The following is a 22,359-nucleotide window of genomic DNA, read 5'->3' as shown; positions in this document are numbered from 1 at the left end:
GAACCCCTACGATACGATGCATGATCGCCTACGCCCCAGCCGCCCTGTTCTTCCTGTTGTTCGGGATCGGGGTACTGCGCGACCGCCGCCAGTTCAGCAACGCCGTCCTCCTCGGTATCGCCGTCTCGCTCCTCTCCCTCGCCCTGCTCGCCGAACTCCGCAGGACGACCACCACGGTGGTGGAGATCGTCGCGGCGGCGATCATCCTGCTGCCGGCCCTCGGCACGGCAGCCCTGGTCTGGTTCCTGCTCTCCAACGGGCTCACCATGATCCGCAAGGAAGGCAGACGACCCGCCAACCTGCTGTCGCTGCTCGCCGGGCTGGGCATCATCGCCGTCATCGTGCTGCTGCTCGCCGCCCTCGCCACCGGCTCGCGGCGGCTGGCCATCCTGGCGGGCACCGCCGTCCTGGTGGTCCTCTACGTCTCGTTCCTGTTCGTCTGCTTCGTCGGCTACGCCTTCCTGTACAGCCGCCACCGGCCGCGCCGGGACGTCGACTTCGTGGTCGTGCTCGGCTCCGGGCTGATCGGCGGCGAGCGCGTCCCGCCGCTGCTGGCCAGCCGGCTCAACCGGGGCCGCGAGGCGTACGAGAAGCAGGCCGCGCACGGCAATCCGCCGGTACTGATCACCTCGGGCGGGCAGGGACCGGACGAGAAGCTGCCGGAGTCCCATGCGATGGCCGACTACCTGACCGAGCGCGGCTTCCCGGCCGAACACGTCGAACGGGAGGACCGCTCCCGCACCACCGAGGAAAACCTGCTCTTCAGCAAGGCCCTCATGGAACAGGCCAAGCCCGACTACCGCTGCGTCGTGGTCACCAACAACTTCCACGCCTTCCGGGCGGCGCTCCTCGCCCGCAAGACCGGTGTCAACGGACACGTCTTCGGCTCGCCCACCGCCCGGTACTACTGGCCGACCGCGACCATCCGCGAGTTCGCGGCGGTGTTCCTCTCGCACAAGCTCGTCAACTTCGGGATCTGCGGCCTCCTCGCACTCTGCGGGGTGCTCGCGGCGCTCTGAGCGCCCATGTCACCTACCCCTCCGGCCTGAGCCCGGCGAACAGGTCGTTCTCGACCCCGCCCGCCCCGGCCGCCCCGCCTGCTCCACCGGCCACGGGCAGCAGGCTCCGGGCCAGGTGGTAGTCCTCGGTCGGCCAGACCTCGCGCTCGATGTCCCGCGGGTGGGCCATGAACGCGACCCCCGGCGCGACCTGGGTGGCGTGCGCCAGCATCGCCGCGTCCCGTACGGCGAACTGCTCGGCGCACGCTATCCGGGTGGTGGTCGTCAGGACGGGCGGGGTGTCGGGCCACCCGGCGAGCAGTTCGCCCATGGCCGAGGGGACGCCGCGCTCCGTCATGGCGTCGTACAGGGTCTGGAACCAGGCCCGGGAGAGCGCCACGTGGTAGTAGAGCTTGGACGCCTGCCAGGGCTCGCCCGCTTCGGGGTGGCGCCCCGGGTCGGCGGCGGCCTCGAAGGCCGCCACGGTGACCTGGTGGGTCATCACGTGGTCCGGGTGCGGGTACCCGCCGGTCTCGCCATAGGTGATCACCACGTGCGGGCGGAACTCGCGGATCAGTGCGACCAGCGGCGCCGCCGCGGCCTCGACCGGCTGGGAGGCGAAGCAGCCCTCGGGCAGCGGCTCGTCCGGCCCCGGCATTCCGGAGTCGACGAAGCCGAGGAACTGCTGGCGCACCCCGAGGATCTCCCGGGCGGCCGCCATCTCCTCGCGCCGGATCCGGGCGATGTCGGCCCGGACCTCGGGACGGTCCATCGCCGGGTTGAGCACCGAGCCGCGCTCACCGCCGGTGCACGTGACGACCAGGACCTCCACCCCCTCGGAGGCGTACCGGGCGAGGGTGGCCGCGCCCTTGCTGGACTCGTCGTCGGGGTGCGCGTGCACGGTGAGCAGGCGCAGGCCGCCGGGGCGTTTGGTGAACATGGATACCTCCGTGAGCGTCGATCGAGGAAGTGGAGGTCGAAGGGCTGGCAGTCGAAGAACCGACGGCCCGGTCAGACAGCGTTCTTGCGGGTGTTCGGGTAGAGCCAGGCCGGCCCGATCGCCAGCGCGGACAGGACCAGCCCCCACCAGAAGGTCTCCCCGAAGGCCGCGCCCGGACGGTCCGGGTGGCCGTGCTGTGCCTGCTGGAGGGCCAGCGTCAGCACTGCCGTCCCGAGCGCCCCGCCGATCCGGTTCAGCACGTTGACCGCACCCGCGGCCGCCGGCACCTGGGCCTTCTCGACGCTCCCGTACACCGCCGCCAGGCCGGGGATCGCGATGAGCCCCATGCCCGCGCCGCGCAGCGCCAGCGAGCCGGCGATCAGCCAGTCGGCCGGGTCGGAGCCGCTGCCCAGCTGGGTGAACGCGAGCGTGCCGACGAGGGAGCAGGCGATGCCGATCATGATCAGCGGACGCGGCGCGAGGCGGTCGGTTATTCGGGCGGCCAGCATCGCGGTGACCGCCGTGCCGAGGGCCTGCGGTGCGAGCAGCAGGCCGGCCTCCACCGCCCCGGCGTGCTTCACCTGCTGGTAGTAGAGCGGCACCAGGAACATCGAGCTGTAAAGCGCGGCGCCCTGCAGGAAGCTGTTCGCCGTCGCCACGGTGAAGCCGCGCCGGGCGAACAGCCGCAGGTCGATCAGCGGCGTCCGGACACCACCGCGCCCCACCCGCAGCGCGTACCAGCCGTAGACCGCCACCAGCATCGCGCCCGCCCCGAGAGCGGCCCAGCCGGCCGCTCCGCCGCCACCGATCGTCGAGAGCCCGTAGACCAGCCCGGTCAGGCCGGGGGAGAGCAGCACCAGGCCGGTCACGTCCAGCCGGGGCTTCGGCGCGTCCGACGTCTCGTCAGCCGGCAGCCAGCGGGCGGCCGACAGCAGAATCAGCAGCCCGACCGGCACGTTCAGCAGGAACATCCAGCGCCAGTCGAGGTGCTCCAGCACCAGCCCGCCGAGGATCGGCCCCAGGACGGGGGCCAGGCTGATCGGGAGCATCAGCGTGCCCATCACCCGCCCCATCCGGGACGGCCCGGCCGCTTGTATGATGATCGCCTGGCCGAGCGGTTGAATCATCCCGCCGCCGATCCCCTGCAACACCCGGAAGGCGATCAGACTGCCCGTCGACCAGGCCAGACCGCACAGCGCCGATCCGAGCACGAACAGGACGACCGAGGCGAGCCACGCCCGCCGGGCCCCGAAACGACCGGCGGCCCAGCCCGAGAGCGGCATCGTCAGCGAGATCGCCAGCAGGTACCCCGTGGCAACCCACTGCACCGCGGCGATCGAGCTGTGCAGATCGCGGCCGACGGAGTCGATGCCGACGTTGACGATCGTGGTGTCCAGCAGTGCGAGCACCGGACCCAGCGCGAGCACCGCGGCCATCTTCCACAGGCTCGACGGGATCGCCTCCGGCTCCCCCTCCCGGACTCCCCCTCGCCGGCCCTTCGCAGTGACGGATGCGGTCATGCGCCCTCCCCTGGTCGCCCCTCGGGCCAGTCGCCCTCGAGCCCTGTAGCCACCCTGGCGATCACTGTGGCGATCGCTCCGACGGCCCTCCGGCAGCCGTTCCGACCGCCCGAGAAGAACTTAGGACGGACCCACTCGCTGGGTCAAGCCTAATTACTGTGCTCGACCCAGCGACCTGCGCTAGGCTCCCGCCATGACCGAGACCGGGACCACGCCCAACCTGCGCGAACTCAACAAACGCCGCACCCGCGAGGCGATCTCGCACGCCGCGACCAGGCTCTTCATCGAGCAGGGCTTCGACCGGACGACCATCGCCGAGGTCGCGGCCGCCGCGGGCGTCGCCAAGATGACCGTCACCAACCACTTCCCGCGCAAGGAGGACCTCTTCTTCGACCTGCACGAGGAGCTCGTCGGCCGACTCGCCCGGGCCGTCGCCGAGCGCGCGCCGGGCGAGTCCGCGCTCGCCGCGCTGCGCCGCGACTGCCTGGCCAGGATCGACCGGCACGACCCACGGCTCGGCTTCTCCGGCCCGGCCTTCGCCCGCACGGTCTTCGACAGTCCGGCCCTGATCGCCCGGCTGCGCGAGGTGCACGAGCAGAGCGAGACCGCCCTCGCCGAGGCACTGGCCGAGGCCGTGCACGAGAGACCCGTCGGCTTCGAGAGCCGGGTCGCCGCCGCGCTGTTCGGCGCCGTCGACCGGGCGGTGTTCGCCGAGGTGCTCCGCCGCACCCTGGCCGACGAGGACCACGTCGCGATCGCCGCCGCGGTGCGGCCCTCCACCGTCCGCGCCTACGAGCGGCTGGAGGGCGCGCTGGGCGGCTTCGCCGTACGGGAGGCCTAGCGATCCCGGCCGGGACGAGCCACTCGGGACGATCCGCGCAGAACAACCCCGCACAGGGCAGAACACCCCGCACCGGACGGTCCACCGCACAGGACGGTCCAGCCGGGACAGAGCACCCTTGACGAAAGGTTGACCTGCTCACGGCAGAAGGTTGACGATCGCCGCCTCTATCGTCGGCCCATGCCCTCACAGCCCATCAGGCCCACCGCGCTGCCGGTCCTGCCGTACCGCAAGCCCACCCGGGGCCGGGACTACTGGGTCCTGAACGATGTCCTGCCCGACCCGGACGCCGTCCGCGAACGCTGCCTGGCCCGCGGCGAGTGGACCGAGGGCTACCCGCACCGCCCCGAGACCTGGCCCGGACTGCGCACCATGCCGGGCCTGGAGCCCGAGGAACTGGCCCGGGTCGAGTCCCAGGTCCGCAAGGCGACCGGTGCCTCCCGACTCTGGGTGCAGAGCACCCCGGGCGGCGGCACGCTCAACCACAACTGCGTCCAGGTCGTCGGCGCCGGGGAGTCGGAGTCCCGCCCGCACACCGACTCGCGCGCCCTCTGCCGCTTCGCCGCCGTGCTCTACCTCAGCCCGGGCGCGCCCAAGGACGCCGGCACCAGCTTCTACCGCCAGCAGTTCCCCGGCGGTCGCCTTGGCGGCAACGTGGTGGACGCCCCGCACAACAATCTGGTCGAGGCGCTCGGCACCCGCCGCGTGCCCGCCGACCACTTCGTCGAGGACGTCCGCGTCCCCAACCGCTACAACCAACTGCTGCTCTACAACGCCAATCTGATCCACAGCGCCACCGGCTACTACGGCGACGAGCTGGCGGAGCGCCGGATGACGGCGGTGTTCTTCTGGATGGCCTGACGCCACGACGTCGTGACAACGTGACGCCGTGACGACGCGGCGGGCGGCGCCGCCGGGCAGCTCAGGCCGCCCCGACGTGCGCCAGGCTCGCCCGCGTCAGCGCCGCCGCCAGCCGGGCCAGGTCCTTAGCCTCGACCAGCTGCGCCAGGCCCGCCGGACTCGCCGGCAGCCCCAGCGTCCGGGCCTCCTCCAGTACCCGCTCGTCGAAGTACGGCCGCAGCGACGGCCAGACCGCCTGCGCCTCCCGCCGGAAGATCCCGGCCCCGACCGGCCCGATCCGGGGAAACTCCCGCAGCAGCTCGCCGATCCGCTCCGGCTCGCCGCCCGCTTCCTCCCGCAGCCGCCGCAGGTCGCCGTGCCAGCGGTCGAGCAGCAGCTCGGCGCCCCGGCCGAGCGCGGTGGCGGTGCTCTCGTCGTAGCGCACGTAGTGGGCCCGGCCGAGCGCGGCGATCAGCGTGTCGCGCCGGGCGTCGGCCATCGCGCGTGGAGTCCGCAGACCGGCGGCCGACAGCTCGCGCGCCGCCGCCGTGGCGGTGTCGGCGCTGATCCGCACCGAGCACAGCACGGTCAGGACGAGCAGCCGGTAGAGCGGCGAGGGCTTGTCGCGCAGCGTGATCCCGGCTTCCTCCGCGTAGGTGCGGCCGAACCGGTCCAGCAGCTCGGAAACGGTTGCTTGCACGGTCATCACCTCCTCCCCCCACGCCTGCCCGGATTCGGGCCCCTCGCACCAGGGGACGCTCGCCGCATGGACCAGGACCCCACGGACCACACCCGCCCGAACCGGCCCGCCGTACCACCGGCCGTACCACCCCCCGTGCCACCCACCGCGCCACCGGCTGTGCCATCCACCGTCCCACCGACCGAGGCGATCCGCCCCGACTGGGCCGCACTCGACGAACTGCCCACCGCCGAGCTGCTCCGTCTGATGAACGCCGAGGACCGCACGGTCGCCGCCGCCGTCGGCGGACAGCTGGAGCGGATCGCCGCCGTGGTCGACGCGGTGGCCGCCCGGATGGCGCGCGGCGGACGGCTGGTCTACGCCGGGGCGGGAACGGCCGGCCGGCTCGGGGTGCTGGACGCCGCCGAGTGCCCGCCGACCTTCGGCACCGACCCGGCACTCGTCGTCGGCCTGATCGCGGGCGGGCGGACGGCCGTGACGGAGGCCGCCGAGGGCGCCGAGGACCGCCCCGACCTCGCCGAGGCCGACGTGGCCGTGCTCGCCCTCACCCCCGCCGACACCCTGGTCGGTGTCTCCGCCTCCGGCCGCACGCCGTACGCGGTGGCGGCCGTACGGGCCGCACGGGCCACCGGCGCGCTGACCGTCGGGCTGGCCTGCAACCGCGGTTCGGCGCTGGCGGCCGCCGCCGAGCTGGCCGTCGAGGTGGAGGTGGGCCCCGAGGTGTTGGCCGGCTCGACGCGGCTCAAGGCGGGGACCGCGCAGAAGCTGGTGCTCAACATGCTGTCGACGGCCGTGATGGTCCGCCTCGGGCGGACGTACGGAAATCTGATGGTCGACGTCCGGGCCACCAACAGCAAGCTGCGCGAGCGCGCCCGGCGGATCGTCGCCGAGGCCACCGGCGCCGACGACCAGAGCATCCGTCGCGCCCTCACCGCGACCGACGGGCGAGCCAAGGACGCGATCCTGCTCCTGCTCGCCGACATCGACGCGCCCGCCGCCACCCGGCTGCTCACCGCCGCGAACGGTCGACTGCGCGAGGCTCTGAAGGCAGCCCGCAACGGCTGATCCAAGCCCGTCGGCGACGGCCAGGACGGGATCGCCGAGCTCGGAGAACAGCTGGTCACGCTGTGGCGGTCAACGGAAAACCGGGCCACACCGAAGGTCTTCGCCGGAGCCGGGAAAGCAGTCGTCGCCCCGCTCGACCGCCCCGCCTCCGGCCGAGGCGCAGGCAGGCGGCGTGCGAGTCAGGCGGCAGGCGTGCGGGGCAGGCGGCAGGCGTCGGGACGGAAGCTGCCGGTGGACCTGCCGCTCGGCATCGCGCCGCGACCCTAGCGTGAGGTGCGGCGTCGGACGCACCGGCGAGGCGCCACAGGAAACCCCGCTACGCCGTCAACTCCCGTTCACACGGAAGGACTTAACACCCACCCATGTCCAGACTCCGCTCCCGGGTCGCCGCTCTGGCCGCCCTCGCTACGATCGGGTTCGGCGCCCTCACCACGGGTACCGCCGACGCCGCCCCGGCTGTTCCGGCCACCGCTCCTGCTGCTGCTCCGGCCGCGGCCGCCGCGCTGACCGAGCCCACCCACATCCCGATGAACAGCCTGCTGAACCGCAACCAGGCCTGGTACTCGCCGAACGGCCAGATCATGCTGGCCATGCAGGGCGACGGCAATGTCGTCCTGTACCGCGGCACCACCCCGATCTGGGTGGCCAAGGGCGCCATCCCCAACGGCAACATCCTGGTCATGCAGGACGACGGCAACCTCGTCGTGTACGCCGCCGACAACACCCCGCTGTGGGCCAGCAACACCGGCGGCCACCCCGGCGCCGAGCTGGTCATCTACAACGAGGGCGCCATCGCGGTCCAGCTGAACGGCAAGGCCCTGTGGAGCAGCGTCCAGTCGACGCCGACCCTGCCCCCGTGCCCGCCGTGGGGCCCGCCCTACCCGGGTCAGGTCACCTGGCCGTGGTGCCCGACCTGGCCGTTCCCGAGCTGACCCCCGGCCCGGACGACCGCACGCCTGGGCACCTGAGCCCGGCCCGCACGCCTGCCACTCGGACGACCGCACGCCTGGGCCCGTAAGCACGGACCGTACCCCTGCCGCCCCAGCGACGGCGGGGGTACGGGCCGTGCCCCGGTCGCGCCCCGCGTGTTCCCGGGCCCTACCGACCCGACCCCGGTCGGCCTATCGTTAGCTGGCGGAAGCTATCGAAATCCCCCTCTCCGACCCCCGGCGGCCCGATGGGCCCCTCACCAGGAGGCAGCGGCGGCGACTCGACTTTCCGGGGGCGGCAGGACCGGACGTCCGCCAGGTCCGCGGCGGTGTGGAACCGGACCACCCCCGGTACAAGTGGGTGGCCCTGTCGAACACCACCCTCGGCACGCTGATCGCCACCATCAACGCGTCGATCGTGCTGATCTCGCTGCCCGCGATCTTCAACGGCATCGGGCTGGACCCGTTGCAGCCGGGCAACGTCAACTACCTGCTCTGGATGCTGATGGGGTACATGCTGGTCACCGCCGTGCTGGTGGTGACGCTCGGCAGGCTCGGCGACGTCCACGGCCGGGTGCGGATCTACAACGCCGGGTTCCTGATCTTCACCCTCACCTCGGTGGCGCTCTCCCTCGATCCGCTGCACGGCGGGGGCGGGGGCGCTGTGGCTGATCGTCTGGCGGGTGGTGCAGGCGGTCGGCGGGTCGATGCTGATGGCGAACTCCGCCGCGATCATCACCGACGCGTTCCCGCCGAACCGCCGGGGGACGGCGCTGGGGGTGAACATCGTCGCGGGCATCGCCGGGTCCTTCATCGGCCTGGTGCTGGGCGGTCTGCTGGCCGAGTGGAACTGGCGGTCGATCTTCTGGGTCAATGTGCCGATCGGCGTCCTCGGCACGGTCTGGGCCTACCGCTCGCTGCGCGACACGGGGGTACGGCGGCCCGCCCGGGTCGACTGGTGGGGCAACGTCACCTTCGCGGTCGGCCTGACCGTCCTGCTCGCGGCGATCACCTACGGCATCCAGCCGTACGGCGGCCACACCATGGGCTGGACCAACCCGTGGGTGCTGGCCGGGCTGATCGGCGGGGTCGCGCTGCCGGCCGTGTTCTGCCTGGTCGAATCCAGGGTCGCCGAGCCGATGTTCCCGCTGAGGCTCTTCCGCGACCCGGTCTTCACCGGGGGCAACGCGGCCACCCTGCTGGGTTCGATCGCCCGCGGCGGGCTCCAGTTCATGCTGATCATCTGGCTGCAGGGCATCTGGCTGCCGCTGCACGGCTACGACTACGACTACGCCGACACCCCGCTGTGGGCCGGCATCTACCTGGTCCCGCTGACCGTCGGCTTCCTGGCCGCGGGGCCGCTCTCCGGGTACCTCTCGGACCGCGCCGGGGCCCGGCTGTTCGCCTCCGGCGGGCTGGTGGTGATGGCGCTGTCCTTCGCCGGACTGCTCCTGCTGCCGACCGACTTCGGCTACCCCTGGTTCGCCGTCCTGGTGTTCCTCAACGGTCTGGGGGGCGGCCTGTTCGCCGCGCCCAACACCGCGCTGATCATGTCGAGCGTGCCCGCGGAGGCGCGCGGCGCCGCCTCCGGCATGCGGGCCGCCTTCCAGAACGCCGGCATGGTGCTGTCGATCGGCGTGTTCTTCTCGCTGATGGTGGCGGGCCTCGCCGGGTCGCTTCCGCACACGCTCACCGCGGGACTGACCGCGCAAGGCGTCCCCGTCGGCGACGCCCGGGCCATCGCCGCCCTGCCACCGGTCGGCACCCTCTTCGCCGCCTTCCTCGGCTACAACCCGATCCAGCAGTTGCTGGGCCCGCACGTGCTCGGGCAGCTCCCGCCCGGCAACGCGCAGACGCTGACCGGCCGGGAGTTCTTCCCGCAGCTGATCTCCGGGCCCTTCCACGACGGCCTGGTCGTGGTCTTCTGGCCGGCGATCGCGATGTCGCTGGTCGCGGCGGCCGTCTCGCTGGTCCGCGAACGCCGCCGGCCCGCCGCCGTCGCCGCCCCCGAGGCGGACGCCGACGCGGCCGAAGCGAAGGCGGACCCGACCACGGCGGACGCGACGTGACCGGGGCGGACGGCGCCGGACTCCCCGCCGAGGCGGTGCTCCGGCTGCGCCTGGTGATCGGCCGGCTCAACCGGCAGATGGCCCGCACCGCCGACGACCAGGACCTGACCGCCGCCCAACTCTCCGCGCTGGCCCGGGTGGAGCAGCACGGCCCGCTACGGCTCGGGGAGTTGGCGGCGCGCGAGGGGGTGACCGTTCCCTCCATGGTCCGCACGCTCGCGCCGCTGACCGCGGCCGGGCTGATCGCCAAGACACCGGACCCGCTGGACGGCCGGTCCCAACTGCTGGCCCTGGCGCCACAGGGCGAGGAGGCGCTGTCCCGGATCCGTCGGGAACGCTCCGCGCTCCTGGCCCGCCGCAGCACCCGGCTCAGCGCGCGCCAGTGCCGGGAGTTGGAGGCGGCGCTCCCGCTGCTGGAACTGCTGCTGAACGAGCCCGGAACACCCGAGCCGTCCCCGCACCCACCGAGGGCCGAATCGCCCACCACCCACGGAGGAGACGCGGACAGCTGAGGAGACGCAGACGGCTGGAGGGGCCGCGACAGCCGGGGGCCGCCGACGGGCTCCGGCGGCGGCCCCCTCGAACGTCGCCTCGCCTCAGGCCGGAACGCCCTGCCACGGCGCGCCCTGCCACGGGCCGTACGCCGCGACCTGCGCACGCAACTGCCGCAGCGCCCGGGCGGAGGCGATGCCCACCGCGCCGACGACCAGCCCGTCCCGTACGCAGGCGCCGGCGAAGCGGCGCTCCTCGAGGCCGCCATCGACGACCTCGAAGCGGTCGGCGCCGCCCGGGCGGCCGAAGGCCTGGACCCGCAGCCCGTACTGGTCGGTCCACAGGTACGGGACCGGCTCGTACGCCTGCCGCCCGCCGTCCTGGCCGGTCAGCAGGTTCCGGGCGACGCACAGGGCCTGCTCGGTGGCGTTGGTGCGCTGTTCGAGGCGCCGTCGACAGCCGGTGCGGGGGTCGGGCCAGGAGGCGGCGTCGCCGGCCGCCCAGATGCCGGGGCCGGCGGCGCAGTGGGCGTCGCAGACCACACCGTCGTCCAGCCGGACGCCGCTGCCGGCCAGCCAGTCGGTGTCCGGCACCGACCCGATGGCCATCAGCACGACATCGGCCGCCAGTTCGGTGCCGTCGGCCAGGCGCACCCCGGCGGCCCGGTCGCCGCGCCGGACGACCGCCGCGGCCACGCCCTGCCGGATCCGCACCCCGTGCTCGCGGTGCAGGGCGGTCAGCAGCGCGGCCGACTCGGTGCCCAGCACAGCGGCCAGGGGTGTGGCGGTGGACGTCAGCCAGGTCACCTCAGCCCCGAGCCCGACGGCGGTGGCCGCCGCCTCCGCGCCGAGCAGCCCGCCTCCGACCACCAACAGCCGGACGCCCGCGGATAGTTCGGCGCGCAGCGCGAGCGCGTCGGCGAGCGTGCGCAGCACGTGGGCGCCGGGCGTGGTGGCGTCGGCGCCCGGAAGCCGGCGCGGCCGGACCCCGGTGGCCAGGACGAGGGCCTCGCACCGCACCCGCCGGCCGTCGGACAGTTCCACCGTCCGCTCGCGCCGGTCGAGGCGTTCGGCCCGCACCCCGAGGCGCAGGTCGAGGCCGAGTTCGTCCAGCGCCCGCGGGCCGCGCAGCGCCAGGCGCTCCGGCTGCCACTGCCCGGCGAGCAGCTGCTTGGACAGCGGCGGGCGGTCGTACGGCGGCTCCTCCTCGGCTCCGATCAGGGTGAGGCGGCCGTCGTACCCGGCGCGGCGCAGCGCCTCGGCGGTGTGCAGTCCCGCCGCGCCCGCGCCGACGACGGCCACCGCGCGCGGTGCGCTCACGCCTCGTCCAGCCGGATCGCGGCGGCCGGGCAGACCGCGGCGGCGTCCCGGACGGCCTGGTGGGACTGGGCCGGGGGCTGGGCGTCGAGCAGGACGACGATGCCGTCCTCGTCGCGCTGGTCGAAGACCTCGGGGGCGGCGAGCACGCAGTGTCCGGCGCCGCAGCACTTCTCCTGGTCGATCTGGACGAGCATGGGGTTCCTTTCGGGGCGCGGCAGGATCGGCCTGCCGGGGGCGAACTGCACTGGGGTGGTTGGCTGTTGCGGCGGGTGGCCGACAGGGCCCGGCCCGGTCGCGGTGCCGACAGTCACCAGGCATCGGCCACCAAGCGCGTGGCACCGAGCGTCGGCCACCAGGCGTCGGGCACCGAGCCTCGGCCACCAGGCGTCGGGCACCGAGCCTCAGTCACCAGGCGTCGGGCACCGAGCCTCAGTCACCAGCCGTCGGTCACCAGCCGACGGGCAACTCCTGGACGCCGTAGATGAGCATCTCGCCGCGGAAGCGGACGTCCTCGAACGGGACGGCCAGGCGCAATCGGGGCAGCCGCCGCAGGACGGTGTTCAGCGCGATCTGCAGTTCCAGCCGGGCGAGCGGCTGCCCCAGGCACTGGTGGACGCCGAAGCCGAAGGCCAGGTGCAGGCGGGCGTCACGGGACAGGTCGAGGGCGTCGCCGTCCGGAAACTCCCGCGCGTCCCGGTTGGCGGTGTTGATCATGCAGATCACGCCCTCCCCGGCCCCGATCCGGACCCCGCCGACGGTGACGTCCTCGGTGGCGACCCGGGTCAGGCCGGAGTGCACGATGGTCAGGTAACGCAGGAGTTCCTCGACCGCGCCGGCGACGGATTCCGGGTGCGCGCGCACGTGGGCGAGCTGGTCGGGGTTCTGCAGCAGGGCGAGGACGGAGAGCGCGGCCATGTTCGCCGTGGTCTCGTGCCCGGCCACCAGGAGCAGCCGGCCCATCGCGCCGATCTCCTCGGTGTCCAGATCGCCGCGCTCCACCAGCCGGCTGAGGATGCTCCCGTCGGGCTCGGTGCGCTTGGCCTCGGCGAGTTTCACCAGGTAATCGGCCAGTCTCTGCTGGGCGGCGCCCACCTCCTCGGCCGAGGAGTCGCGGCGCAGCAGGATCCGGCTGCACTCCTGGAAGAAGTCGTGGTCCTGGTACGGGACTCCGAGCAGCAGGCAGATGACGAGGGAGGGCAGCGGCAGGGCGAACTCGCGAACCAGGTCGGCACGGGTGCGCCCGGCGGTCATCCGGTCCAGCAGGTCGTCGGCGATGCGCTGGATCTCGGGGCGCAGCGCCTCGACCTTCTTGATCACGAACTCCCCGGTGAGCATCCGGCGCAGCCGGGCGTGCTCCTGGCCGTCCATCCTGATGAAGGTGGGCTGACCGCTGCTCAGCTGTCGGGCGCCGGCGCTGATGAACGGGAAGCCGGAGCGGGTGGCGTCCGAGCTGAAGCGGGCGTCGCCGAGTACCGCCTTGACGTCCTCGTGGCGGGTGACCAGCCAGCTGGGGGCGCCGTCCCACAGGGAGACGCGGCTGATCGGCTCCTCCTGCTGAGCCTTCCGGTAGGCGGGCGACGGGTCGAACGGGCAGACACCGCGGGCGGCGGGGTGGGCGAACCGGGGGGTCTGAGCGGTTGTGGCCATCATGGGCTCCCTTCTCGGAGCTTCGGGTGCCGACGGCGTCGGGCGGGTGGGCCCGCGGCGCCGCGGAGCAGTTCCGGACCATTTACATGCCCTAAGCAACTAACTCACCGTCACGCTAACTCGCGATCCGTGGCGATGAAAGGGCTCACCGGGCGACGGTCGGATCTGTCCGAAAACCGGTCAGGGACCCGCAGCGCCACCGCGCCCCGCACCGGATCGCTACAGTTCCCCCATGCCGGACGCCACCGATCATCGGACCGCCACCTCCGACCTGGAGGCCGTGCTGGCCTCGCTGGCCTACCTGCTGACCCGCTCCCAGGAGCACGAACGCCAGGCCGCCCGGGCCGGCATCACGGCGGCCCGGGCGGACGTCTACCTGCTGCGCGCGCTCGCCGACGGGGAGGGCGCCAGCCGGGTGGGCGACCTCGCCACCCGGCTGATGGTCAAGCCCTCCCACGTCACCCGGCAGATCGACCGACTGCAGGGCCAACAGCTGGTGGAGCGCACCCCGGACGCGGCGGACCGGCGGGCCCGCCAGATCGAACTGACCACCGAGGGGCGGGCGATGCTCGACCGCCTGAAACGGGCCAACATCGCCGGGCTCGCTGACGCGCTGGAGGGAATCCCGGAGTCGGACGTCGCCGCCACCGTCACCGTGCTGCGCCACCTGATCGACCGCTACGTCCACCGGGTCCGGACCTCGGCGCTGTCCGAGGACGATACTCCCCCGGACGGACCGGCCGAGGAAACCGGAGCGGCCGGCCGCGCCGACCCGGATCCAGCCAAATCGCCCACCGTTACCAGCCAGTGACGATCCGTCCACAACCGATCCGCCGAACAGGGCGTCCTTCGAGATGGCAGAGCCCGAAGCGCGGCATCCGCCTTCGGGCCGAAAACAATCACCTCCCCTCGAAAGGGGTGCACCTGTGATCGTCTCCAAGCGGAACTCCCTGCGCCTGGCCGCCGCGACCACCCTCAGCGCGATCTCCCTCGGGCTGGCGGGCACCGCCATGGCCGCCGCCCCCGCCGCCCAGCCCGCGGCCGCCACACAGCCGGGCATCGTGCAGCAGGGCATCGTGCAGTCGGCCGCCACCCAGCCGGCCGCCGCGCACGCCGCCATCACCGCCAAGCCGCCGGTCTCCGCCGTCCCGGCGTGGCAGCTGTTCCGCGTCACCGGCACGACCACCGGCCTCAAGGCGGGCAGCACGGTGACCCTGCAGCAGAAGCAGCACGGCAGCTGGGTCACGCTGCCCGCCTCCGTCCACACGACCCGCGACGGCTCCTACTCGCTCGGCGTGAAGCTCGGCCTCAAGGGCCTGAACGAGCTGCGCATCACCAGCGGGGACAGCGCCTCCCCGGTCTTCACCGTCACCGTGCGCTGACCCACGGCGCACGGCCAACGGCCAACGGCCAACGGCCAACGGCGCGCCGAAGACGGCCCCCACCGGTGGCGGTGGGGGCCTTCTTCGGCGCGCAGGCCGCTCGGGCGAGCAGCTCTGCCAGGGGCTCAGGCCGTCAGCACGATCTTGCCGGTGACGGTGCCGGACTCCGCCAGCCGCAGGGCCTCGGCGGCGCTGGTGAGCGGCAGTTGGGCGGCGATGCGGGCGGTGACCTCGCCACGGCCCACGGCGGCGAGCACCTCGGCGAGGTCGTTCCGAAGCTGTGCCCGGAAGCGGTCCTTGCCGAGCGCGCGGCCGGCCCAGATGTTGTAGAAGTACGCGTGCCGGCCGTTGGGCAGGGCGTTCCACAGTGCGGTACGGGCAAGGATCTTGAGGACCGGCCACTGCTTGGAACCGGTGTCGTCGCGGGTGGAGGCACTGCCGTACGCGACGAGGGTGCCGCCGGGCGCGAGCAGCTGCCAGGAATCGATCACGCTACGGCCGCCGACGTGGTCGAAGACGGCGTCCACCCCGCCGGGCGCCAGTTCCCGGACCAGCGCGGGGACCTCTCCCGCCCGGTAGTCGACGGGGACGACGCCCAGGTCCCGCAGCGCCTCGTGGTGCCGGGCGGAGGCCGTACCGATCACCCGCGCCCCGGCGGCGCGGGCGAGTTGGGCCAGCACGGACCCCACGCCGCCGCTCGCGCCGTGGACCAGGACGGTCTGCCCGGCGCGCACCCGGGCCTTGCGGTGCAGCATCTGCCAGGCGGTGATGCCGTTGACCACGACCGTCTCGGCCTGCGCCGCGGTGAGGCCCTCGGGGACGTCGACCGCGTCCGCGGCATCGACGACCACGTGGCTGGCCCAGCCGCCGACCTTCACCAGCGCGGCCACCCGTCGCCCGGCCAGCGCCGGGTCGACGCCCGGCCCGGTCGACAGGACCCGGCCCACCAGGTCGTATCCGGGCACGAACGGGAACGGCGGCTGGTCGTAGTACCGGCCGCGGCGCATCTGCTGCTCGGCGAAGGAGACGCCGGTGGCCTCCATGGCGATCACGATCTGCCCCGCGCCGGGCTCCGGTACGGAGGCGTAGCGGATCTGCAGGCCCTCCGGGTCGACGATGCCCGGCAGAACGACCTCGACAAGGCGCTCGTTGGTCACGGCCGCCTCCTTTCGTAGAAGCTGTTGTGTTCGTTATAAGTTCTAACGCACTCCGGAGTGATAGTCAACAACAAGCGTGAGACCTTCTAACGCGGATGGCGCGCGGGACGCGCCACGCCGATGCCTCCACGACCGTCTCGACGAGTCCCGTTTCGAGCCGGAGCAGATGGCCGGACACCGAGGCGAGGGTGTCGCGGGACGGCAGCGGATGGCCGATGCGTTCCGCCCGGCCCGCACCTTTCCAACCTCTTGACGAACTCATGACACTGACGGACCATCATGCTGGCGCGCGCCTCACCTCCTCCACCGTTCCGCCCCCACGGACCCCCACAGGAGGACAGTCATGCGACTGCCCCGCCGAGGGAAGCCCGCCGCGGCCACCGCCGTTCTGCTGGCCCTCGCCCTCGCCACCCCGATCACCGCCCAGGCCGCCTCCCCCTACCGCCTTTCGGCGCCCACATCCGCCGGTGCGGACAGCGCCGCCGACACCGCTGCCGGCACCGCGCGGCAGTACCGGCTCGACGGCCCCCGTACCGTCGCCGAACGCACCACCATCGCCGCCACCGGCGCCTCCGTCGACGCCGTCCTGCCCGACGCGGTGGTGGTCACCGCCACCCCCGCCGAGGCCGACCGGCTGCGCACGCTCGGCTGGTCCCCCACCGCGCTGCCCGGCCCCGACCACGGCACCGAGTCGGGTTCCGGCCCCGGCGGTGAGGGCCTGGACGAGAGCCTGGCCGGCCCGGTGTACGACTTCCCGCAGGCCGACTCCGGCTACCACAACTACGCCGAGGCCACCGCCGACATCGACGCCGTGGTCGCCGCGCACCCGGACATCATGAGCAAGCGCGTCATCGGCACCTCCTACGAGGGCCGGCCGATCGTCGCGGTGAAGATCAGCGACAACGTCGGCACCGACGAGGACGAGCCCGAGGTGCTGTTCACCGCCCACCAGCACGCCCGCGAGCACCTCACCGTCGAGATGGCCCTCTACCTGCTGCACGAGTTCGGCGACAAGTACGCCACCGACAGCCGCATCGCCAACGCCGTCAACAGCCGCGAGATCTGGGTGATCCCCGACCTCAACCCGGACGGCGGCGAGTACGACATCGCCACCGGCCGCTACCGCAGCTGGCGCAAGGACCGCCAGCCCAACCCCGGCAGCAAAAGCGTCGGCACCGACCTCAACCGCAACTGGAACTACAAGTGGGGCTGCTGCGGCGGCTCCTCCGGCTCCACCTCCAACGAGACCTACCGGGGCAGCGCCCCGGAGTCCGCCAAGGAGACCAAGGTGGTCGCCGACTTCGTCCGCAGCCGGGTCGTCGGCGGCAAGCAGCAGATCACCGCCGCCATCGACTTCCACACCTACAGCGAACTGGTGCTCTGGCCGTTCGGCTGGACCACCGCCGACACCGCCACCGGCATGACCGCCGACGAGTACAACACCTTCGCCACCCTCGGCCGCACCATGGCCGCCACCAACGGCTACACGCCCGAGCAGTCGAGCGACCTCTACATCACCGACGGCGCGATCGACGACTGGCTGTGGGGCGCCCAACGGGTCTTCGCCTACACCTTCGAGATGTACCCCGGCCCGAACGGCAGCAGCGGCTTCTACCCGCCCGACGAGGTGATCGGCCGCGAGACCAGCCGCAACCGCGAAGCGGTCCTGCGCCTGGTGGAGACGGCCGACTGCGTCTACCGCGCGATCGGCAAACAGCAGCAGTACTGCGGCATCCCCGCCTGACCGGTCGCATCGCCGGCCGTCGAACCGGGCTGCGAGAGCCAGTCGACGGCCGGTCGACGGCAGGTTGACGGTCGGTCGGCAGCGGGTCGACGGCCGGTGCCGGCCGTGCGGCGCGCTGCGCACCAGCCTTCGTCCAGCCCTTACCGGGCGGCGCGCAGCTTGAGGACGTAGGTCGCGGTGAGCGCCACCGCACGGTCTTCGTCCTGGGCCAGATCCCCGAGGGCGCGTGACGACGTCGTCCCCGGGATGTCCGCGAGCGCCTGGGTCAGCCGTCGACGGGCGGGCGTTCCGGCGGTGCCGGGGGCGAGGCGGTCGACGAGTCCGGTGGCGATCCGGTCCGCCAACGCGGGATCACCGGCGGGGTCGCCGGCCAGCGCGCTCAGTGCGTCGGCCGCGTCGGCGTCGTTCCTCGCCTCGACGATCATGTCGATGAGCGTCGGGACCGCGTCGGACACTCCGCGTGTCCCGAGTGCCAGGGCCGCGTACCCGCGGACGACGATGTCGGTGTTCGTGAGGGCCTCCCGCAGCAGGGCGGTCGCCTCGCCGTTCGGAATCTCGGCGATGGACCGGACGGCACGCTCCCGCACCTCGGCCGCGGGTGAGCCGAGGCCCTTCGCCAGCGCTTCCAACGCGTCCTCGCCGGATTGCGCCAGAGCCCAGCGGAGGGCTCCGGCGACGTTCGGGTCCGACTCGCCCAGCACGGCCTCGGCCAGGGCTTCCACCGGTACGGAGACCTCCTCGGCGGCGGACAGGGCCGCTCGCTGGCGAGCGCCCGCGTTCTTCGACTCCAGCGCCTGGAGGAGCGAGACGATCTGGAGGACGTCCTCCCAGCCGGCGGGTTCCGCGGCACCGATCCGACGGAGCCGGGTGAGCAGCTCCGTCTCCGCCGCGATGCGGTCCAGCGTCCGGCGGAGGAGGTCGTCGACGAGTTCCGAGGGCGCGAAGCCGGGGTCATCGAGCGCGCGCCCGACGTCGCTCAGCGACAGCCCCAGTGACCGCAGGCTCTCGATGTGGAAGATCCGCCGGATGTTCTCCTCGGAGTACTCCCGGTAGCCGGAGTCGGTGCGACCCGACGGCCGTACCAGGCCGAGCGATTCGTAGTGCCTGAGCATGCGGGCGCTGACCCCGGACCGCTGCGCGACGTCACCGATCAACACTGCCTACCCCCCCTCCTGGTCGCGCCCGCCGAGGGCGACGACGCGCTTCGCCTCCTCGATCGCGAACTCGAATCCGGCGTCCGGGTCGCGCGACAGGCGTTCCGTGGCGATCGCGTGTGCGCGCACGCGGGGGTCGGGGTCCGCCGTCGCGGCGCCCAGTGCCGGCGCCATCGCCTCCCCGAGCGCGATCAGCGCCCGGCTGAGGCTCAGCTGCGTCTCGCGTTCGCCGCGCCCGAGCTGCGTCGCCAACCCTACGGCCAACGCCTGCTCCGCACCGTCGGGCACGAGCACGACAGCGGCCCGCCAGGCACTGCGGGCCACCTCCTCGTCGGCGTCGGACAGCAGCGCCGGTGTGATCGCCGGCCACGCGCGCCGGTCCCCGATCTTGGACAGCGTGTGCAGTGCCTGGCTCCGCGCCTGCGCACGCTCCGAGCGGGCTTCGTCGACAAGCGCCGGGACCGTCATCGATGCCGCGTGCCGGGTGAGTGCCCACGTGAGCATTTCGCGCACGGAGAACTCGGGCTCGATCGCGCACCGCTCGATGAGCTTGCCGACGAACGCCGGCTCCGGGTTCGTGCCCACGGCCAACGCCGCCTGCAGTCGGACCGACGAGTTGTCGCTCTCCAGTCCCCGGAGGGCTCGCGCCTCGTTCGCGTTCGCCTTCGCGTTCGCCTTCGCCTTCGCGTTCGCCTTCGCCTTCGTGTTCGCCTTCGCGCTCGTGTTCGTGCTCTCTGTCGGCATGGTCATCAGGACTACCTCCTCGGCCACAGTGAAGGCCTTGTCACTGTGTCAAGGTCAAGCAGAGCCGGGCCGAGGGCCGAGGGAGGCAGGCCCTCGGTCCGAGGAAGGCGGGCCCTATCCCAGCCGCAGGTCCCCCGCTGCCACGACCTCCCCGAGACGCGGGAAGTCGAGTTCCACCGACGCCCGGTGTTCCTCCGCCGTGAGCGCGGTCATCGCGTCCTCGACGAACACCAGCTCGTACCCGTGGTCGGAGGCCGCGCGGGCGCTCGACTCCACCCCGAGGTTGGTGGCGATCCCGGCGAACACCAGGGTCTCCACGCCCCGTTCCCGGAGCAGCTCGTGCAGGCCGGTGCCCTGGAAGGCACCGAGGGTGCGCTTCACCACGACCTCGTCGGCCACCGCCTCGACCTCCGCGAGCAGTTCGCTCCCGGGCGGCTGCTCGGCGACGTTCGGCCGGTCGACCCGTACGGCGACGACCGGGGCGCCGGCGGCGCGGAAGGCCCGGGCGAGCTCCAGCGAGGTCGTCACCACCTCCGAACCGGCGTGCGGCGCGAGCGGGTTGGCGACGATCCGGCTCATCAGGTCGATCAGGACCAGGGCCGTGCTGCGGGGATCAAGGGTGGGCATGGCGCCAACCTAGCCCATCCCCCGGCCCGGCCGACTCCGCCGCCTCCCGGGCGATCTCCGCCCGGAACCCCTCGATCATCACGCGCAGCCCGTACTCGAAGTCGGCGTCGTGGTCGGTCATCCGCAGCACGTCGGCGGCCTCGCGTAGCAGCGGCAGTTCGCGCAGCGCGTCGTCCGGGAACGGCGGCCGCTCGCGGTCTGCGGCGTCCTGCCGCCAGGCCTGTTCCTCGGTGACCCAGCCCATGATGTACCGGTCGACGGTCAGCAGCAGCCGCAGCGCCGTGCGCGGGCGCAGCCCAGCCCGACTGAGGGCAAGCAACTGGGCCTCGACGGCCGGGAGTTCGTCGTCGGCGGGCAGGGTGCCGGCGTGCACCCGGGCGCCGTCGCGGTAGGCGAGCAGGGCGTGGCGCTTGGCGCGGGCGTCGGCGGCGATCCACGCCGGCCAGTGTTCCGGGTCCGGTTCGCGGTCGGGCGGGAGGGCCTCGGCGAGCATGGCCTCGGCCATCAGGTCGAGCAGTTCCCGCTTGTTCTTGAAGTGCCAGTACAGGGCCGGCGACTGGACGCCGAGTTCGCGGGCGAGCCGGCGGGTGGTCAGCCCTTCGATGCCCTCCTCGTTGAGCAGGCGCAGCGCGGTGCGCACCACGTCGTCGCGTTGCAGCGCCATCCGTTCGACCTCCCGGGTTAATCGCTTGCCGGACTCACCTTATCGCCGATAAGTTCCCGAGCTGGAACTTATCAGCGATAAGGACCGCCATCACTGCCACCTGCCCACCCGCCACCACCGCGACGACGCCGGCCACGAAGGGACCAACCCCGTATGACCTCCACCCCCGACCGCTTCCGGTCCCGGCTGCTCCCGAACACCGCGCCCTGGCGGTCTTCCCGGGACTTCCGTCTGATCTGGACCTCCGGCACGGTCACCCTGCTCGGCTCGGTCTTCACCATGACGGCGATCCCCCTGCAGATCGCCGACCTCACCGGCTCGCCGTGGGCCGTGGGCGCGGTCGGGGCGGTCGAACTCGCGCCCGTCATCGTGTTCGGCCTGTACGGCGGTGTCCTCGCCGATCGCGCCGACCGCCGCACGGTGGCCCTGGTCACCGAGTTCGCGCTGGCCGCGCTCAGTGCCCTGCTGCTGGCCAACGCGCTGCTCGATGCGCCCGCTGCCTGGCCGCTCTACGTGGCCGCCGGGGTGGCCGCAGCCCTGCAGGGCATCCAGCAGCCCTCGGTCGAGGCGATGATTCCGCGCCTGGTGCCACCCGATCACCTGGTGGCGGCCGGCTCCCTGCTCTCGCTGCGCTGGAGCGTCGGCGGGGTGGTGGGCCCGGCCGCCGCCGGGCTGCTGATCGCGACCGCCGGCGCCCCTGCGGCCTACCTGGTCGACCTCGGCACCTTCCTGCTCTCGCTCGCCCTGCTCGCCCGGGTTCGTCCCGTCCCATCCGAGCGGGACGCCGTGAAGCCGCAGCTGGGCGAGTTCGTCGCCGGCGCCCGGTACGCCGCGCGGCGGCCTGACCTGATCGGCACCTATCTGGCCGACCTCGCGGCCACCGTCTTCGCCCTGCCCACCGCCCTGTTCCCGTTCCTGGCCGCGGAGCTGGACGCGACGTGGGCGCTCGGCCTGCTCTACTCGGCCGGAGCGGTGGGCAGCCTGATCGCCGCGGCGACCGGCGGCTGGACCGAGCGGGTACGCCGACACGGCCGACTGGTGGTGCTCTCCGCCGCCCTGGTCGGCGCGGCGACGGCCGCGGCCGCCGTCGCCCCGGGCCTGTGGGTCGTCCTGTTCTGCCTGGCCGTCGCCGGCGGGGCGCACTGGATCGGTGACACCTTCCGCAGTGCGATCTGGAACCAGTCCATTCCGGACGAACTCCGGGGCCGCGCCGCCGGGTTGGAGATGCTGATCGGCTCCGCCGGGCCGGCCCTGGGCGATCTGCGGGCCGGCGGCCTCGCCGTCCGGCAGGGCATCCGGGCCGCCCTGCGCACCGGCGGCCTACTCTGCTTCGGCAGCGCCGCCATACTGCCCGCCGCGATCCCCGCGCTCTGGCGCTACGACCGGCGCGCCCACCCCACCGCGCCAACCACCGCGCCAACCCTCCAACCGACCACCGGACCGGCGGCGGAGCCCACCCCATGAGGCACGCCCAGTGGCCCGGCCGGACGCGGGCACTTCAGACCTCCAGGCCGGGCGAGGGCCCTT

Annotated in this window: 22 protein-coding genes; 11 read left to right on the top strand and 11 right to left on the bottom strand. The window is 73.1% G+C overall.

What is annotated here, in order from left to right:
• The first annotated feature begins 20 nt into the window (after positions 1–20).
• Entirely contained in the window at positions 21–1,019 is a 999-nt protein-coding gene (locus ACIBEC_RS11005) for a YdcF family protein (RefSeq protein WP_360491278.1), read from the top strand.
• Between the two features lie 13 nt (positions 1,020–1,032).
• Here the strand turns inward: ACIBEC_RS11005 and mca are convergent, their stop codons facing one another.
• Both mca and ACIBEC_RS10995 read right to left on the bottom strand, forming a co-directional pair.
• Entirely contained in the window at positions 1,033–1,938 is a 906-nt protein-coding gene (gene mca, locus ACIBEC_RS11000; protein WP_360491281.1) for a mycothiol conjugate amidase Mca, read from the bottom strand.
• 71 nt (positions 1,939–2,009) lie between these two features.
• Entirely contained in the window at positions 2,010–3,458 is a 1,449-nt protein-coding gene (locus tag ACIBEC_RS10995) for an MDR family MFS transporter (protein WP_360491284.1), read from the bottom strand.
• 193 nt (positions 3,459–3,651) lie between these two features.
• Here ACIBEC_RS10995 and ACIBEC_RS10990 point away from each other — a divergent pair, with 193 nt between their 5' ends.
• Together ACIBEC_RS10990 and ACIBEC_RS10985 are read left to right on the top strand one after the other, a co-directional pair.
• A complete protein-coding gene (locus ACIBEC_RS10990) occupies positions 3,652–4,299 on the top strand; it encodes a TetR/AcrR family transcriptional regulator (RefSeq protein WP_360491287.1) in 648 nt (215 codons plus the stop codon).
• 180 nt (positions 4,300–4,479) lie between these two features.
• Positions 4,480–5,160: a DUF6445 family protein gene (locus ACIBEC_RS10985; RefSeq protein WP_360491290.1), complete on the top strand. Its 681-nt coding sequence runs from the start codon at positions 4,480–4,482 to the stop codon at positions 5,158–5,160.
• Positions 5,161–5,221: 61 nt separating this feature from the next.
• Here the strand turns inward: ACIBEC_RS10985 and ACIBEC_RS10980 are convergent, their stop codons facing one another.
• Complete coding sequence (locus ACIBEC_RS10980) at positions 5,222–5,845, bottom strand: endonuclease (protein WP_360491293.1); 624 nt, start codon at positions 5,843–5,845, stop codon at positions 5,222–5,224.
• A gap of 60 nt (positions 5,846–5,905) precedes the next feature.
• Here ACIBEC_RS10980 and murQ point away from each other — a divergent pair, with 60 nt between their 5' ends.
• The 4 genes from murQ to ACIBEC_RS10960 all read left to right on the top strand — a co-directional run bounded on the left by murQ (position 5,906) and on the right by ACIBEC_RS10960 (position 10,414).
• Positions 5,906–6,904 (top strand): N-acetylmuramic acid 6-phosphate etherase, encoded by a 999-nt coding sequence (gene murQ, locus ACIBEC_RS10975; RefSeq protein ID WP_396287872.1) that lies wholly within the window; start codon positions 5,906–5,908, stop codon positions 6,902–6,904.
• A gap of 362 nt (positions 6,905–7,266) precedes the next feature.
• On the top strand, positions 7,267–7,836 hold the full coding sequence (locus ACIBEC_RS10970; protein WP_360491299.1) for a hypothetical protein: 570 nt from the start codon (positions 7,267–7,269) through the stop codon (positions 7,834–7,836).
• 680 nt (positions 7,837–8,516) lie between these two features.
• On the top strand, positions 8,517–9,902 hold the full coding sequence (locus tag ACIBEC_RS10965; RefSeq protein ID WP_396287870.1) for an MFS transporter: 1,386 nt from the start codon (positions 8,517–8,519) through the stop codon (positions 9,900–9,902).
• The gene (locus ACIBEC_RS10960) at positions 9,899–10,414 is read left to right on the top strand and encodes a MarR family transcriptional regulator (protein WP_360491302.1); all 516 of its coding nucleotides are present in this window, start codon (positions 9,899–9,901) and stop codon (positions 10,412–10,414) included. The genes ACIBEC_RS10965 and ACIBEC_RS10960 overlap by 4 nt, the downstream gene beginning before the upstream one ends.
• Before the next feature lie 84 nt (positions 10,415–10,498).
• Here ACIBEC_RS10960 and ACIBEC_RS10955 read toward each other — a convergent pair whose 3' ends face one another.
• The 3 genes from ACIBEC_RS10955 to ACIBEC_RS10945 all read right to left on the bottom strand — a co-directional run bounded on the left by ACIBEC_RS10955 (position 10,499) and on the right by ACIBEC_RS10945 (position 13,360).
• Positions 10,499–11,713 (bottom strand): FAD-dependent oxidoreductase, encoded by a 1,215-nt coding sequence (locus ACIBEC_RS10955; RefSeq protein ID WP_360491305.1) that lies wholly within the window; start codon positions 11,711–11,713, stop codon positions 10,499–10,501.
• On the bottom strand, positions 11,710–11,907 hold the full coding sequence (locus ACIBEC_RS10950; RefSeq protein WP_360491308.1) for a 4Fe-4S domain-containing protein: 198 nt from the start codon (positions 11,905–11,907) through the stop codon (positions 11,710–11,712). The genes ACIBEC_RS10955 and ACIBEC_RS10950 overlap by 4 nt, the downstream gene beginning before the upstream one ends.
• A 253-nt stretch (positions 11,908–12,160) precedes the next feature.
• Positions 12,161–13,360: a cytochrome P450 gene (locus tag ACIBEC_RS10945; protein ID WP_360491311.1), complete on the bottom strand. Its 1,200-nt coding sequence runs from the start codon at positions 13,358–13,360 to the stop codon at positions 12,161–12,163.
• 232 nt (positions 13,361–13,592) lie between these two features.
• On the opposite strand from ACIBEC_RS10945, the gene ACIBEC_RS10940 reads away from it, so the two are divergent.
• Together ACIBEC_RS10940 and ACIBEC_RS10935 are read left to right on the top strand one after the other, a co-directional pair.
• On the top strand, positions 13,593–14,171 hold the full coding sequence (locus ACIBEC_RS10940; RefSeq protein ID WP_360491314.1) for a MarR family winged helix-turn-helix transcriptional regulator: 579 nt from the start codon (positions 13,593–13,595) through the stop codon (positions 14,169–14,171).
• A 118-nt stretch (positions 14,172–14,289) separates the two neighbouring features.
• Positions 14,290–14,742, top strand: coding sequence for a hypothetical protein (locus tag ACIBEC_RS10935; RefSeq protein ID WP_396287893.1), 453 nt, complete (start codon positions 14,290–14,292; stop codon positions 14,740–14,742).
• 125 nt (positions 14,743–14,867) lie between these two features.
• Here the strand turns inward: ACIBEC_RS10935 and ACIBEC_RS10930 are convergent, their stop codons facing one another.
• Complete coding sequence (locus ACIBEC_RS10930; RefSeq protein ID WP_360491320.1) at positions 14,868–15,899, bottom strand: medium chain dehydrogenase/reductase family protein; 1,032 nt, start codon at positions 15,897–15,899, stop codon at positions 14,868–14,870.
• 343 nt (positions 15,900–16,242) lie between these two features.
• Here ACIBEC_RS10930 and ACIBEC_RS10925 point away from each other — a divergent pair, with 343 nt between their 5' ends.
• Entirely contained in the window at positions 16,243–17,643 is a 1,401-nt protein-coding gene (locus ACIBEC_RS10925) for a M14 family metallopeptidase (protein ID WP_360491323.1), read from the top strand.
• Positions 17,644–17,783: 140 nt separating this feature from the next.
• Here the strand turns inward: ACIBEC_RS10925 and ACIBEC_RS10920 are convergent, their stop codons facing one another.
• From ACIBEC_RS10920 to ACIBEC_RS10905, 4 genes are all read right to left on the bottom strand, one after another.
• A complete protein-coding gene (locus tag ACIBEC_RS10920; RefSeq protein WP_360491326.1) occupies positions 17,784–18,800 on the bottom strand; it encodes a HEAT repeat domain-containing protein in 1,017 nt (338 codons plus the stop codon).
• 3 nt (positions 18,801–18,803) lie between these two features.
• Positions 18,804–19,547 carry a HEAT repeat domain-containing protein gene (locus ACIBEC_RS10915; RefSeq protein WP_360491329.1) on the bottom strand — a complete coding sequence of 248 codons (744 nt, stop codon included), beginning with the start codon at positions 19,545–19,547 and terminating at the stop codon, positions 18,804–18,806.
• 108 nt (positions 19,548–19,655) lie between these two features.
• The gene (locus tag ACIBEC_RS10910; RefSeq protein WP_360491332.1) at positions 19,656–20,168 is read right to left on the bottom strand and encodes an isochorismatase family protein; all 513 of its coding nucleotides are present in this window, start codon (positions 20,166–20,168) and stop codon (positions 19,656–19,658) included.
• Positions 20,155–20,832, bottom strand: a complete 678-nt coding sequence (locus tag ACIBEC_RS10905) for a TetR/AcrR family transcriptional regulator C-terminal domain-containing protein (protein ID WP_360491335.1) — start codon at positions 20,830–20,832, stop codon at positions 20,155–20,157. Before ACIBEC_RS10905 ends, ACIBEC_RS10910 begins: the two co-directional genes overlap by 14 nt.
• A gap of 153 nt (positions 20,833–20,985) precedes the next feature.
• On the opposite strand from ACIBEC_RS10905, the gene ACIBEC_RS10900 reads away from it, so the two are divergent.
• Positions 20,986–22,296, top strand: a complete 1,311-nt coding sequence (locus tag ACIBEC_RS10900) for an MFS transporter (RefSeq protein WP_360491338.1) — start codon at positions 20,986–20,988, stop codon at positions 22,294–22,296.
• Positions 22,297–22,359: the final 63 nt, after the last annotated feature.

Origin of the sequence: Kitasatospora sp. NPDC051164, from assembly GCF_044455625.1 — a bacterium.
Classification (GTDB): Bacteria; Actinomycetota; Actinomycetes; order Streptomycetales; family Streptomycetaceae; genus Kitasatospora.
This window is presented reverse-complemented; position numbering and strand designations above follow the sequence as displayed.

Excerpts from the sequence above, each read along its gene's own strand:
- ACIBEC_RS10950 (WP_360491308.1), bottom strand. The coding sequence starts at position 11,907 with ATGCTCGTCCAGATCGACCAGGAGAAGTGCTGCGGCGCCGGACACTGC.
- ACIBEC_RS10990 (WP_360491287.1), top strand. The coding sequence starts at position 3,652 with ATGACCGAGACCGGGACCACGCCCAACCTGCGCGAACTCAACAAACGC.
- ACIBEC_RS10995 (WP_360491284.1), bottom strand. The coding sequence starts at position 3,458 with ATGACCGCATCCGTCACTGCGAAGGGCCGGCGAGGGGGAGTCCGGGAG.
- ACIBEC_RS10980 (WP_360491293.1), bottom strand. The coding sequence starts at position 5,845 with ATGACCGTGCAAGCAACCGTTTCCGAGCTGCTGGACCGGTTCGGCCGC.
- ACIBEC_RS10945 (WP_360491311.1), bottom strand. The coding sequence starts at position 13,360 with ATGGCCACAACCGCTCAGACCCCCCGGTTCGCCCACCCCGCCGCCCGC.
- ACIBEC_RS10900 (WP_360491338.1), top strand. The coding sequence starts at position 20,986 with ATGACCTCCACCCCCGACCGCTTCCGGTCCCGGCTGCTCCCGAACACC.
- ACIBEC_RS10925 (WP_360491323.1), top strand. The coding sequence starts at position 16,243 with ATGCGACTGCCCCGCCGAGGGAAGCCCGCCGCGGCCACCGCCGTTCTG.
- ACIBEC_RS10985 (WP_360491290.1), top strand. The coding sequence starts at position 4,480 with ATGCCCTCACAGCCCATCAGGCCCACCGCGCTGCCGGTCCTGCCGTAC.
- ACIBEC_RS10915 (WP_360491329.1), bottom strand. The coding sequence starts at position 19,547 with ATGACCATGCCGACAGAGAGCACGAACACGAGCGCGAAGGCGAACACG.
- ACIBEC_RS10910 (WP_360491332.1), bottom strand. The coding sequence starts at position 20,168 with ATGCCCACCCTTGATCCCCGCAGCACGGCCCTGGTCCTGATCGACCTG.
- murQ (WP_396287872.1), top strand. The coding sequence starts at position 5,906 with ATGGACCAGGACCCCACGGACCACACCCGCCCGAACCGGCCCGCCGTA.
- ACIBEC_RS10940 (WP_360491314.1), top strand. The coding sequence starts at position 13,593 with ATGCCGGACGCCACCGATCATCGGACCGCCACCTCCGACCTGGAGGCC.
- ACIBEC_RS10905 (WP_360491335.1), bottom strand. The coding sequence starts at position 20,832 with ATGGCGCTGCAACGCGACGACGTGGTGCGCACCGCGCTGCGCCTGCTC.
- ACIBEC_RS10970 (WP_360491299.1), top strand. The coding sequence starts at position 7,267 with ATGTCCAGACTCCGCTCCCGGGTCGCCGCTCTGGCCGCCCTCGCTACG.
- ACIBEC_RS11005 (WP_360491278.1), top strand. The coding sequence starts at position 21 with ATGATCGCCTACGCCCCAGCCGCCCTGTTCTTCCTGTTGTTCGGGATC.
- mca (WP_360491281.1), bottom strand. The coding sequence starts at position 1,938 with ATGTTCACCAAACGCCCCGGCGGCCTGCGCCTGCTCACCGTGCACGCG.